The organism is Aquimarina algiphila, from assembly GCF_007489275.1.
Taxonomy (GTDB): Bacteria; Bacteroidota; Bacteroidia; order Flavobacteriales; family Flavobacteriaceae; genus Aquimarina; species Aquimarina algiphila.
Map to the genome: position 1 here is coordinate 43070 of NZ_VLNR01000018.1, position 13869 is coordinate 56938.

The window sequence follows — 13869 nt, forward strand, 5'->3', positions numbered from 1 at the left end:
AAGAAATATAATCTTGTCATAAAACCACAACAAGATCCAATTTTATACTAAGACATACTCTAACATATTACTGAAAGAACCCAATTAGATTGGGTTCTTTTTTTACATCCCTCAATCGCTATTTTCATTCAGTATTATGAAATCATTTAAAAGCTATTCTTACAAATGCAAGAACATCCTGAATAACTTAATTCATACTAAAACTTGCATAATTCAATATTTTAAATTTACTTTGTATTTCAAAGTACTTTTAATATGAGCACAGAAGACTACTTAAAAGACATTACAGAGATTAAAGACATGATGAACAAATCATCTCGTTTTTTCTCTCTTAGCGGTTTATCAGGGATAATGGCAGGAATCTACGCACTTATTGGCGCTGCAGTAGCTTTTTATTTGGACAGCATCATTGGTAGAGGATATCTGATTTTAAACAGTAAACTTTTTTATTATATCCTGATTGATTTAGTTATCATAGCATTACTTAGTATTCTAACTGCTATTATTTTAAGCGTTAGAAAAGCTAAAAAAAATAATGAAACCTTATGGAATAGTGCTTCCAAAAGATTGCTTACTGCATTTCTGATCCCGTTAATTACAGGCGGAATATACATTATCATAAAAATTTCTAGTCACCATTATGGACTTACCGGTTCACTAATGCTAATTTTCTATGGTCTTGCTCTTGTCAACGCATCAAAGTACACAATTGGGAATGTAAAATATTTGGGATATATAGAAATTGTATTAGGTTTGATCTGTGCAATATATCCAGGATATGGTTTTTGGTTTTGGGTACTTGGTTTTGGAGTTATGCATATTATATACGGAAGTTTGATATATTTTAATGAAAATTCAAAATCTTCATGACAGAAAATTAAATGGGTGTATTTGAATTAACTCTGATGTTATTAAATTATATATTAAACTAGCCAGAATGTAATCTGAAAAGATTCTTGCCTTTGTAAGAATGAAAAATGGGAAGTATAATTAACAATATAAACAAAGCTTTTGATCATCGAATTCGATTAGGGATTATGTCGGTTTTAATGGTGAATGAATATGCTGATTTCAAAATGCTGAAAGAACTTCTCGGTGCTACTGATGGTAATTTAGCGAGTCATACTAAAGCTTTGGAAAAAGAAGACTATATAAAAGTGGAGAAATCCTTTATTGGAAGAAAACCTAACACAAGATACAATGCAACAAAGAAAGGTCGTGAAGCTTTTAAAAAACATGTAGAAGCTATTGAAAAGTTATTAAAGCAATAGCTATATTTTTTTATCAATTAACTTTGAATTTCAAAGTACTTTAAAATATTATAATGAGAGCATTTATTTTAGAAACAATATACGAGTGGAGTAAAAAACCGTATCAAAAATGGTTTAAAAACCAACCTTCATGGGATATTCCTATAAAAGCTTTAATCCAATATCCTAAAGAAAGCCTGGGGTTTCATCTGGGTTGTTTTATGCTGCAACATGATTTTAGTCCACAACCAAAATTAGAGAATCATGATGTTTTTCATGTATTAACCAATACAGGAGTGTCTGTCCCAGAAGAGATTTCAATGCAATATTATCTTTTAGGAAATGGGAAAAGGAGCATATATCTTATTTCTGTAATTTTTCTTGGTACTCTACTCTATCCAGATAAATTCCAATTGTTTAGTAAAGCATATAAAAAAGGGAAAGTTGCATATACTTTTTACCAACTTGATTATAAAAAACTTTTACATCAACCTATACAAAACTTACAAACCACGTTTTTAATATCGAAAGTATGAAAATAGCACAGCGTATTAATAAAATTGCAATCATCATAGCTATTACAAGCTTTATTTTAGGAACCATACTCTTATTATACTATAGTATCACTCAACATCGTGAAACCATAGAAATAGGCATGCTCTATGTTCAGATCACATTTGTCATAAACGCAATAGTACTCATCACACTTATTTTAAATGCTATAATCAACTACAAACGCTATAAAGAAAACCTAATAACAATATTATTAATCTCTTTAAACATTCCGATTGTATATGTATATATAATGATTGCAGAGGTTATCTATTTTGGCTAACAATCACATCAACATATTCAAAATTTATAAATCACATTTTAATATCAGTACTATGAGAATTATACAACCTATTAATAAAAAAGCATTGGCAATAGCAACGATAAGTTTTCTTTTAGGGACTATCTTATTACTATTCTACCTGATTTCACAATCCAGCATAGTTGCAGACATAGGATTCTTCTATGTTATCATAGCAACCATCTTAAACAGCATCACTTTTATAGGGCTAATTACCAATGCTATGATTAATTATCAATATTATAGAGAGAACCTGACCACAATCCTTTTAGTCATTCTCAATATCCCAGTCACGTTGGGATATATCACTATTGCTATCAATAATCCTTTACAAAACTTTTTTGCATCATGAATACTATTTATAAAGAACTACCTTTTATTAAAGGTTTTATAACTGCAGTAACCTTCAGCTTTGTACTCTTACTTACCAGAATTATAAAAACCGATTCTTCGTTCTATCTTTTCCTGGTTTGGAATCTCTTTTTGGCTTGTATCCCTTATGGTATCACAATCCTCATTAGTTTAGGCAAAACAAACCGTTTTGTGTTCTGGTTAGGTTTTATAATCTGGTTACTCTTTTTGCCTAATTCACCATATATACTTACCGATCTACAGCACATTAGATTAAGCACTTTGCAATCAGTATGGTTCGATGTTTTATTGATACTTTCTTTTGCCATTAACGGGTTAATTATTGGTTTCGCTTCATTATGGATGATGCAGACATTACTTAGGGAAAAGTTTTCAAAAACAACTACCAATATTATTACCTATTTGATTTTACTGCTTTGCGGTTTCGGAATTTACCTGGGAAGAGTTTTAAGATGGAATAGCTGGGATGTATTACAGGATCCTACCGGAATTTTATCTGATGTTTTAAAACGAATTATATTCCCATCTCAACATATTAATACCTGGGCATTTACAATTGGTTTTGGCGGTTTTTTAATCATCACATATCGATGTATACAATACTATCAAGAAAAAAATAATTAAAAACAAACACTATAAATTTTATACTTATGGAAAATCAAAAACAAAAAAAGTCTTTTGGGCAATGGCTCAAAACTTCAATAACGGTTAGAATGTTAATGGTTGGAATACTAATACTAGTATTATTAATTCCACTATCCTACATCAAAAACTTAATTCAGGAACGAGCCTATAGACAAGAAGAAGTGGTTAGAGAAATTAATCAAAAATGGGGAAATGAGGTGTTATTATATGGCCCGGTACTTAAAGTACCATATCAAATACACACCCTTAAAAAAACCTGGGATGATAAAACTAAATCGTATTCAGAAGAAGATATCATCACTATACAGCATGCATTTTTTTTCCCAAACACATTAAATATAGAAAGTAATATAGAGTCGGAAACTCTTGGAAGAAGCATTTATGAATCTGTTGTATATACTGCTGATATGAAAATAAAAGGCTCTTTTACCACTCCTAATTTTGAAACACAAGATATTGCTGAATCTGATATCCTCTGGAATAAAACTACAGTGATTATTAACTCTACAAATCTAAAAGGAATTAAAAGTAACCTGGAATTAAAACTAGGAGTTGAAAGCTATCCTTTAAGATCCAGATATACCCAAAATTCATACACCAATACTTTAGAAACTAAATTCTTAAAAGAAAATTCATTACCAAAAGAAAATGCAATTGACTTTAGTCTCGATCTAATCATTAATGGTAGTGAACAATTACGATTTATTCCTGTTGGTAGAGAAACTAATGTTTCTATGACTTCAAATTGGGCTTCTCCAAGTTTTAACGGTAACTATTTGCCAAATCCAAAAACCAAAGAAATTTCACAGAGCGGGTTTAATGCAAATTGGAAAGTACTACAAATTAATCGGGAGTTTGAACAAGAGTTTTTTGGAGAATTACCACAGATTAATTCATCTGCTTTTGGAGTAAAATTACTTATCCCTGTCGATGAATATCAAAAAAGTGAGCGCGCTACCAAATATGGATACCTGGTTATTGCACTAACCTTTTTAGTATTTTTTCTAATTCAGACGATAAGTAAAATCCATATACATCCTTTTCAATACCTTATGATTGGATTAGCGTTATCTATGTTCTACACGCTATTAATTTCGATTTCAGAACATTCGAGTTTTCTACAAGCATATGCGATAGGAGGCGTTTCTGTAATCCTCCTTATTTCTATGTATTCTAAGGCAATACTCAAAAGTTTTAAGTTTATGGGATTCATAGCCGCTTCATTAATCGCATTGTATACTTTCATATTTGTTATCATACAATTAGAAAACTATGCTCTACTTGTAGGAAGTATTGGGTTATTCCTGATTTTGGGGACAATAATGATGGTATCTCGAAAAATCGATTGGGGTAATGATTAGTAATTAAAATATGAATACCCGATTTTAGTTAGTTGTAAAAAGTCGTACTTCAAATTTTTGAGGTGCGGCTTTTTTATCTACTTTTAGCTCTTGTAAAAGAATCGTTCCAAAAACAATCAGTATCCAATTTATGAATGAACTTAGTTTTAGAACGCATTTGACTTTTTAAACACAAATTCAAAACAGATGAGAAAAAGCATTTATATTCTAAGTTTCGCATGTACTGCACTAAGTATATTTTCGTGCAAAACAGATACTGAAAATAATCAAAATCTTGTTAAAGAAATCCCTTTTACTAAAGAAGGAGAACTTTCTTTATTTGACCTCAAAGATTCTATCCCAAGCCCTATTGTAAAATTAGACATCGAATTTGCAGAAAATGAATACCAAATTCAAACGGGGTTGATGTATCGTAAATCTATGGAAGACAAACAAGGAATGCTATTTATATTTCCTGAAGAAGCTCCAAGATCTTTCTATATGAAAAACACTAAATTTTCGTTGGATATTATTTTTATCGATAGCAACAACAAAGTAGTGAGTATTCAAAAAAATGCACAACCATTGAATGAATCTTCATTACCTTCTGAAGGTCCTGCACAATACGTACTTGAAGTAAATGCAAAACTAACCGATACCTGGAATCTTAAAAAAGGAGACTCTATTTCTTTTCAAAAATTCTAAAAACATAATCTTTTTTATTATCCTATGTTTAAAATAGCTCTCAAAATAATCATTATTCTATGTATTGTTATGCACACTCGTGCTCAAGAAAAAAAGACAAATACAGAAACCTTAATTAGAGAAAATATTGAGAGGCTTACAAAGAATCAAAGCTACTATTATGATAAAGGAGAATATGAACGATTTAAGCTATATACAGATTCAATTTTACATATTGCAAAGAAAAACAATTTACAAGAAATTGAAATCGATGCTATTACAAGGTTAGGAATTTACCATAAAAAGAAAGCTGAATATGACAAGGCATTACTATACTACTTAGAATCCCTAAAACTAGTTAATTTAATACCAGAAAGCTACAAAAGACGCACTGTTATTTTGATTAATTTAGGTAATACCTATAACGAAATAGGAAACCGCGAAAAGGCAAAAAAAGCATTTAAAGAAGCTCTTGACTATGTCAATAATCATGGAGGCCCTAGTATATATAGAATGGCAATTTATGTAGGTCTGGGAGAGTTATCTGCAGCAAACAACAACTATAAAAAGTCATTAGAATATTTTGAAAAATCCAAAAAAATTGGAGAAGAACTTAAACGTAATGATATCATCATTTCTGCTCTTAATAGCATAGCAGATAATTATTACCAACTAAAAGAATATGAACTATCACTAAAAAATAGTCAAGACGCACTAGCGCTTAATGACAACAATATATCCAAGGAACTTATAGCATCAACTCACTATAATATAGGTAGTGCCCTAATAAAACTTAATCGTTTAGAGGACGCAGAACAACCTCTCCAAATCGCCTTAGGGTTAGCTTTTACTTATGAATACAGAAAAACCGAAATGTATGTTCATCAAAAATTAGCATACATTTATACTAAGTTAGGAAAACTTGAAAAGGCAATTAATCATCAAAAAGGTTATGATCATAAAAAAGGATTATATCTATCATCATTATCTGAAGCAAAACAGTTAGAATTAGAAATAGAACTTAAGAAGTTAGAAGAAGATTTAGCTGGTCTATCAGAAGAAAAGAATTTCTTCATCATATCAGGTATTATTGTCTTTCTGCTATTATCCGGAGTCTTGTTTTACTATTTAAAAAAGAGTAGAAAATTTAAACAAGAAACACGAGAATTAAAGGAAGACAGAATGCTTTTGAAAAATGAAAACGAAACTCTTAAGATCAAAATCTATAAACTGGCACAACAAAACATTTCTTCTTTAGTCCAAAAAAACACTAACACACACGCATATCAAAACTCTTCTTTAACTCAAGAAGATCGAGAGAAATATCTACAGAAAATTCTGGATTATATGGAAAAAGAAAAACCATATCTTAATTTTGAGATTAAGCAATCCGATTTAGCAAAAGAGCTTTCAATGAGTGTTCATCAATTTTCTGAGGTATTGAACGTTTGTCTAAAAAAGAACTTTAATAACTTTATTAATCTATATCGAATTAATGAAGCAAAAAGCTTAATGAAGAAAAATAAATATGAAAACTATAAAATCCTTGCAATCGCATACGATGCAGGCTTTAATAGTAAGACATCATTTAACAGAGCTTTTAAACAATTAGTTGGCAAAACTCCATCAGAATATCGCGAGAAATCCTTAAAAGATCTTACATTATAAAGAATTCCCCTTCTTTTAAAAATAAAAAATCCGTTCTGATTACTCAAAACGGATTTTTTAAATTATAATAACAAAAGATTACTTTTTCTTTTCTTCTTCTTTTGGTTCTTTTGTTTTTAAACCAACTTTACTTACCGTATCAAACATTATTGGTGTTGCTATAAATAAAGAGGAATACGTACCAACTAGTACCCCAATAATAAGAGAGAACATAAACCCTCTTAATGGTACTGCAAATATAAAGATTGCCACAAGTACTAATAAAGTCGTTAACGATGTATTAAGCGTACGACTCAATGTACTATTCAAAGCTCCGTTTACATTTTTATTTAATGGCCAGGTAGTATGTTCATTGAAGAATTCTCTAATTCTATCAAACACAACCACCGTATCATTTAATGAATACCCAATTACTGTTAGTATAGCTGCAATAAATGCTTGGTCAATTTCCATATTAAACGGCATAAACTTATACGTAAGCGAGAAGATACCAAGTACGATTAATACATCATGGAATACTGCTGCTACGGCACCTAAACTAAACTGCCATCTTCTAAATCTTAATAAGATATATAAGAATACTACGATCAATGATCCTAAAACAGACCAAAAAGCAGCTTGCTTAATATCATCAGCAATAGTAGGTCCAACTTTCATAGAAGACATTATACCTACTTGTTTATCCTTATCTCCATTAGCAAATTGATCATACGTCAAACCATCTGTTAAATATGGCTTTAAAGATTCGTAAAGCTTATTTGCAATTTCGGCGTCTATTTCTTCACCGGTTTCATCTACTTTATATTTTGTTGTGATTTTCAATTGGTTGTTTGATCCGTATGTTTTTGCTTGTGCACTTTCGAATGTTGCTACAAGATCTTTCTCTACATCTGTAGGAACTACATCATTAGCAAAACGAACTGTATACGTTCTTCCTCCTACAAAATCAACTCCGTAATCCAAACTTTGAGTCACTAAAGACCCAATACCTACTAAAATCATAATTCCTGATATTACATAAGCAATCTTACGTTTCTTCAAGAAATCGATATTAATATTTTTAAATAGGTTCTTTGTAGCCCCTGTAGAGAACGCTAATTCTTTACCATTTTTACCGTATCCATTAATAAATAATCGAGTTACAAAAATTGCAGTAAACAAAGAGGTTAAAATACCTATTAGTAAGGTGGTAGCAAATCCTTTTATTGGCCCTGTACCTATTACTAATAAAATCAAACCTGTAAGACCAGTAGTAATATTAGCATCTAGTATTGATGATAATGCATTACTAAAACCATCTTTTATGGCATCTGCCTGAGATTTTCCTTTAGCTAATTCTTCCCTGATTCTTTCGAATATAAGTACGTTTGCATCAACCGACATACCAATAGTTAATACAATACCAGCGATACCAGGAAGTGTTAACACTGCTTTTAATCCTGCAAGAACTCCGAAGATAAATAAGATATTTACGACTAACGCCACATCTGCAAAAGCACCTGCTTTACCATAATAGAATATCATCCAGATCAGAATAAGCACTAATGCAATTGCAAAAGACATGATCCCACTATCAATAGCTTCCTGTCCAAGAGAAGGTCCAACTATTTCTGACTGAATAATATCTGCAGAAGCTGGTAATTTACCAGCTCTTAGCACATTGGCTAAATCCTGACCTTCTTCGATAGAGAAATCACCTGTAATCTCACTTCTACCTCCGCTAATTGCTCCAGAAGTTACTCCCGGCGCAGAATATACAACATCATCAAGTACAACGGCAATCTGACTTTGTTGACTAAATGCCCGACCAGTCATTTCTTCCCACTTCTTAGCACCTTTACCATCCATCTGCATAGTTACCGTTACTGCTCCAAGTTGGTTATATTCTTGTCTTGCATCTGTAATAACACCACCGCTTAACTCAGGATCATTATCACGATTTCCTTTAATTACATATAAATCTAAAAGTTCTGAATCTTTAGAAGGCTTTCCCCATGCAAATTTTGCATAACGTTGTTCTACAGGCAATAACGCTCTAACTTTTGAATCGTTAAGATAGGCCATAAATTGATCAGCATTCTTTTGCTCTACTGATACGATAACCGGACCACCTTGTCTTCCTTGTACCGCAATTAAATCAAATAATGGGTTAACCTGTGCTGCAATGTCAGTCGAATCCTCTGCATCCTCTAATAATTCATCAATAGCTGCATCTGCATCTGTTTTTGTAGAATCTACCTGAGTAGTATCTACTTCTGTAGTATCAGCAACTACTTCGTTTGTTTCTTCAACTCCAGCTTTTGCTTTTTCTACTTTATCTGCTTCTTCCTTTAAAAGGTTATTGGCAGAAAATAAGAAAGGAAATATTTCTTCTGACTTATATACATCCCAAAACTCAAGTTGAGCAGTACTTGTCACTAAACTTCTAACTCTATCAATATCTCTGGCACCGGGAAGCTCAACTAAGATACGACCAGACTCTCCTAAACGTTGAATATTAGGTTGTGTTACCCCAAATTTATCAATACGTTTACGTAATACTTCGAAAGCAGATGCTACAGATTCATCTATTTTTTTTCTTAAAACCGGCTTAACCTGATCATTGGTCATGTCATAAGTGATATCATCACTTAGGTTTTTATTCGCAAAAATATCAGGAGATGCTAATTTAGCATCTGGGATTTTTTCAAACTCTGAAAAGAAATCCTCTATGTATGTATTCTGACTATTTTTTTGCAATTCATCTGTAGCCAGTAATGCCTGATTAAATGATGGATCTTTAGTTTTATTAGCAAGTCCACTTAAAATATCTTTTACAGAAATTTGAAGGATAACATTTATACCTCCCTCAAGGTCAAGCCCTTTATTAAGTTCTTTATCCTTTGCATCATTATACGTAATACCAGCAAAAATTTCTTCTTTACCAATAGAATCTAAATAATTACGTTCTGCAGCTTCTCTTAACTCAGAATAGCCTTCTCCATCATCGGGATACTTTTGCTGTGCATAAACCTCAGCTTCTTTTTCTTTTGTGTAGCTCAAATACGTATACGATAATTGGTATACACATACCAATCCGAATAAAATTGCAAATGCTCTAACAAGTCCTTTATTTTGCATTATTTATTTATTTAGGTCAAACCTTTTAAAATTAGGTAATTATAAAATTCACCTTCTGCGATCTGACAATTGTTTTTAATGATTTAAAATATGATGTGATTAAGCTTTATCACAATAGTGATAAGCTATACTTAAAAATTAAAATAACTTCTAAGAGCTATGAATTACTCTTCGTTTTTAACTTTTAAAAATACGGGTAGTCTTCAGGAGTTTTTAAAATGCTAAACTCCAATTAAGAAATTGGTCCAGCTCTTACTTCAGGAGTATTACGAGAAGTATTATCTATTGCTATTGCAATATTTGTATTGACCTTTTGGGCTACTTTTACAAGCCTATTGATATGATCAATATCAATTATTGCAATAAAACTATATGTATTATCGCCAGAATATCCATCACGTTCATGTTTTATTTCTAAAACATATTTACCATTAAAGTCAGCATTAGAATCTGTACTTTTTTGGATTTCATAAACATCGAGGTTATAGTCTTTTGAATTTTGATCTAAAGGAAATTGCTTATCATTTTTATTTTCATTTTGACCATAAAAAACATGATCCAACGCTACATTTTGTTCTTCTGAAAGTATTCTCTTTATATACTCTACATCTGCATCGCTATAATATGCGATTTTGAGCTTACCATCTTTTAGTCCCTTAGAAATTCTGGTATTTTTCACTCCAATGGATTGCAATTGTTTCTTTACAATTGTTATCGCATTTTGAGCTTCTTTAGAAGTAACCTCAATATCAACAAATTCTAATACAATTTCCTGATTAGGTACTACGGTTTGCTGCTGAATAACAACAAGTGTTGCCAATGCAGTGATTAAAATCGCGAAGTACCATTTTTTCTTCATTCGGCAAATATAAAAAAATTAAAACTTCATTTCTTAAGTCTTTAAATAAATATCTATTTTAATTTTTCTACATCCATATTAACTACTGTCATCATAGGAATGGATCCTGACTCTAAAACAGCAGCAAAATCCTGTGCTTCTTCAACCGTAAAGTTTCCTGTAATTTGCGACATACCCCCTATTATTGGTCCTGACATAACCCCTGGAGCACTATATACCAAATCATTAATAACTATGGCTATCTGAAACCTTTCCTGAAAGGCTCTACCGGTTAGATCTTCCCATACTCTAGCCCCTTCTTCGTTCATTACTATAGTAACCGTTGGTCTTGCTAATTGATCAAATTCCTGACGTGCCTGATTAATAACCTTTCCGGTTAAAGCAGGTTTAACTTGCTTATTTAACTTCAGGGCATAAAGAGGCAATTCTTCTATACCTTTTTCTTTTCTTCCCCATAAAAATTTAACAAATCGTCTTTGCGCGGGAAGAGAAGATTCTGCTCCTTTTACAGATAAATAGGTTCGTACTAAAGCCGTATCTTTTTCTGACACATTAAAGAGTACTGAACCTCCTTCATAGCCTTGACTTTTAACTAGATCAAACAATGGGTTTTCATCTTCTTTATCTTTTTTCAATATATCATTTACATTCATCATAAAACTCATCATTTCTTCCATCTGATACGTTTCATAAAAATCCAGCCTACCCTGGTTGGTTACTAAATTCTTAATTCGTTCTGAATCATGATGAGTTTTCAAATTAATAGCAATCTGATGGCCATTAGTCACTTTCTCTACATTAAAATCTCTAGAAACCTTACTAATTCTTTTCTTTAGCACTTCGACAATAGCATTAGTTTCTATATCAGATTGCTGATTACTATCAAATTCTAAGGTTATCTTAATCACTTTATCTGGTTGTGGTCCAAAATTACAAGAGCTCACACTTATAGATAAAAGACTCACAAGTATTCCTTTTAAAAATGTCATATACATAAGTACTATTATATTAAACAATAAGAGCTGCATAAAGCAGCTCTTATCAAATTTTATATTACATGGGTTATTAAAGTTCTAACAATCCATTAGTCTTCTTAACACCTTCTGCACTTTCTACCATTTTGCTTTTTTCTGCATCACTCAAATCGATCTCTACGATATTTTCTATACCATTTCTACCTAATACTACAGGTACACCAATACAAAGATCATTTAATCCATACTCTCCTTCTAACAAGGTTGAGCAAGGGAAAATTTTCTTTTGATCACAAGCAATTGCTTGAACTAGTCCTGATACAGCAGCTCCAGGAGCATACCATGCAGATGTGCCTAATAATTTAGTAAGTGTTGCTCCACCAACTTTAGTATCTGCTGCTACTTGCTCTAATCTATCTTCTGCAATAAACTCTGAAACTGGAACACTATTTCTAGTTGCCAATCTTGTTAATGGCACCATTCCTTTATCACTATGTCCGCCAATTACCATTCCATCAACATCAGAGATAGGAGCACCAAGTGCTTCTGCTAATCTATATTTGAAACGAGCACTATCCAATGCCCCACCCATTCCTATAATTCTACTTTTAGGAAGATTAGTAGTTTTATGCACTAAATATGTCATCGTATCCATTGGGTTACTTACAACGATAATAATTGTATTTGGAGAGTGTTCTATTAAGCTAGAAGATACTGATTTAACAATTCCTGCATTAATACCAATTAATTCTTCACGAGTCATTCCCGGTTTACGTGGGATTCCTGAAGTTATCACAACAATATCACTTCCTGCAGTTTTAGAATAATCTCCTGTAGTACCTGTGATTTTAGTATCAAATCCGTTTAAAGATGCGGTTTGCATAAGATCCATTGCTTTACCTTCTGCATATCCTTCTTTAATATCTAACAATACTACTTCTGAAGCAAAATCTTTAATTGCTATATATTCGGCACAACTTGCACCCACTGCACCAGCACCTACTACTGTAACTTTCATGGTATTTTTTTTTGATTGTAATTAAACATATTTGTTTCGCGAAAATACGAATTCTTTAACGAATTCATTAACAAATAGTATGTTAATTACCAGCCAAAATTAAGCCCTAGAGAAAGGTTATTATAGTTCTGTAATGTGTAATCTAAATTAGCCTTAAAAACACCATATTGGACTTTTGCACCAATAGTTGCTTTAATTCCGTTTGTTCTACTTTTAACACTTATAGGATCCGTAACGGTTTCAGAAGCTAAGGGGCCATTTTGTATCTGGTATGTCCCTAATAAATCGGCATCACTGGAGCCAAAATAATACCCTAAACCACCATAAAAATTTAAAACAGGTAATTTGGTAGAAACAATACTTGTAAGTAACCAAGAATTTGTATTTAACCGAACTTCCTGATCTACTCCGTCAATACCACTATCCACTATATCATAAAAGCCTTTAATATTTGTATACCCCAATAAAGCCGAAAGTCGCACAGGCCATCTTTTTAATGGATAAACCCAATCAGTAAATTCATGTTGAAAACCAACTCCATATAACTGTATCTCTGCGTCTTCTACCGCTTTTATTCTTGGTAAAAACCGCAATTTAATTTCTGTACTTTTTATTAACCCCAAAGATCCTTGAATAAAACCACTTGGTAAAGAATTAATTTCTGCATTCCCAATACCATCAGGCAAAACCACTTCTAAAGCAGAAGCCTGACCAGGGTTTACTATGACGACAATATCTTCTTGATTTGTTCCCAACGCATTAGCCACTACCTGACTTACTTGTCCTGAACTAAAGGCCAGATTCTCATAATCCAATACATTTAAAATAAAAGATTGTTTCTCTTCTCTGACAAAAGACAGATTACCTACTATACCTACTTCAAAATGCCATAATTTTTTGACTTTTGCAGTATTATACCATCCATTCGATGTTGCATTTATGAGTGACTCTCCTGCCGAAGCAAAATAATCATCACTAAAGCGTTGTGCATTCTCTATTCCTATCTCGAGAATTTGATCAATATCTGTTTGTGAAGTAGCTGTATGACCGAGAAGTAATGCTAGTAGTAAAGCACATTTTTTCATA

14 protein-coding genes are annotated in these 13869 nt (G+C 32.0%); 9 read left to right on the forward strand and 5 right to left on the reverse strand.

The features are described from left to right. The first annotated feature begins 255 nt into the window (after positions 1 to 255). The 9 genes from FOF46_RS10535 to FOF46_RS10575 all read left to right on the forward strand — a co-directional run bounded on the left by FOF46_RS10535 (position 256) and on the right by FOF46_RS10575 (position 6812). A complete protein-coding gene (locus FOF46_RS10535) occupies positions 256 to 870 on the forward strand; it encodes a hypothetical protein (RefSeq protein WP_143916438.1) in 615 nt (204 codons plus the stop codon). A 107-nt stretch (positions 871 to 977) separates the two neighbouring features. Continuing rightward, positions 978 to 1271, forward strand: a complete 294-nt coding sequence (locus FOF46_RS10540) for a winged helix-turn-helix domain-containing protein (RefSeq protein WP_109434810.1) — start codon at positions 978 to 980, stop codon at positions 1269 to 1271. Positions 1272 to 1324: 53 nt separating this feature from the next. Further along, entirely contained in the window at positions 1325 to 1786 is a 462-nt protein-coding gene (locus FOF46_RS10545; protein WP_143916439.1) for a Coq4 family protein, read from the forward strand. Next, positions 1783 to 2085, forward strand: a complete 303-nt coding sequence (locus tag FOF46_RS10550; protein WP_109434808.1) for a hypothetical protein — start codon at positions 1783 to 1785, stop codon at positions 2083 to 2085. Before FOF46_RS10545 ends, FOF46_RS10550 begins: the two co-directional genes overlap by 4 nt. A 52-nt stretch (positions 2086 to 2137) precedes the next feature. Then, positions 2138 to 2455: a hypothetical protein gene (locus FOF46_RS10555; RefSeq protein WP_143916440.1), complete on the forward strand. Its 318-nt coding sequence runs from the start codon at positions 2138 to 2140 to the stop codon at positions 2453 to 2455. Next, positions 2452 to 3099 carry a DUF1361 domain-containing protein gene (locus FOF46_RS10560; RefSeq protein WP_109434806.1) on the forward strand — a complete coding sequence of 216 codons (648 nt, stop codon included), beginning with the start codon at positions 2452 to 2454 and terminating at the stop codon, positions 3097 to 3099. The genes FOF46_RS10555 and FOF46_RS10560 overlap by 4 nt, the downstream gene beginning before the upstream one ends. Before the next feature lie 26 nt (positions 3100 to 3125). Further along, positions 3126 to 4481, forward strand: a complete 1356-nt coding sequence (gene creD, locus FOF46_RS10565; protein WP_143916441.1) for a cell envelope integrity protein CreD — start codon at positions 3126 to 3128, stop codon at positions 4479 to 4481. A gap of 186 nt (positions 4482 to 4667) precedes the next feature. Then, the gene (locus FOF46_RS10570; RefSeq protein ID WP_143916442.1) at positions 4668 to 5165 is read left to right on the forward strand and encodes a DUF192 domain-containing protein; all 498 of its coding nucleotides are present in this window, start codon (positions 4668 to 4670) and stop codon (positions 5163 to 5165) included. Positions 5166 to 5234: 69 nt separating this feature from the next. Beyond that, complete coding sequence (locus FOF46_RS10575) at positions 5235 to 6812, forward strand: tetratricopeptide repeat protein (protein ID WP_208746769.1); 1578 nt, start codon at positions 5235 to 5237, stop codon at positions 6810 to 6812. A 78-nt stretch (positions 6813 to 6890) separates the two neighbouring features. Here FOF46_RS10575 and secDF read toward each other — a convergent pair whose 3' ends face one another. The 5 genes from secDF to FOF46_RS10600 all read right to left on the reverse strand — a co-directional run bounded on the left by secDF (position 6891) and on the right by FOF46_RS10600 (position 13868). Beyond that, positions 6891 to 9932 carry a protein translocase subunit SecDF gene (gene secDF / locus FOF46_RS10580; RefSeq protein ID WP_109434802.1) on the reverse strand — a complete coding sequence of 1014 codons (3042 nt, stop codon included), beginning with the start codon at positions 9930 to 9932 and terminating at the stop codon, positions 6891 to 6893. Between the two features lie 232 nt (positions 9933 to 10164). Then, positions 10165 to 10791, reverse strand: a complete 627-nt coding sequence (locus tag FOF46_RS10585; RefSeq protein WP_143916444.1) for a hypothetical protein — start codon at positions 10789 to 10791, stop codon at positions 10165 to 10167. A gap of 53 nt (positions 10792 to 10844) precedes the next feature. Continuing rightward, positions 10845 to 11780, reverse strand: a complete 936-nt coding sequence (locus FOF46_RS10590; RefSeq protein WP_143916445.1) for a SecDF P1 head subdomain-containing protein — start codon at positions 11778 to 11780, stop codon at positions 10845 to 10847. Positions 11781 to 11856: 76 nt separating this feature from the next. Next, the gene (gene mdh / locus FOF46_RS10595; RefSeq protein WP_109434799.1) at positions 11857 to 12783 is read right to left on the reverse strand and encodes a malate dehydrogenase; all 927 of its coding nucleotides are present in this window, start codon (positions 12781 to 12783) and stop codon (positions 11857 to 11859) included. Positions 12784 to 12869: 86 nt separating this feature from the next. Then, positions 12870 to 13868 carry a DUF6588 family protein gene (locus FOF46_RS10600; protein WP_109434798.1) on the reverse strand — a complete coding sequence of 333 codons (999 nt, stop codon included), beginning with the start codon at positions 13866 to 13868 and terminating at the stop codon, positions 12870 to 12872. Between the last annotated feature and the right edge of the window lies 1 nt (position 13869).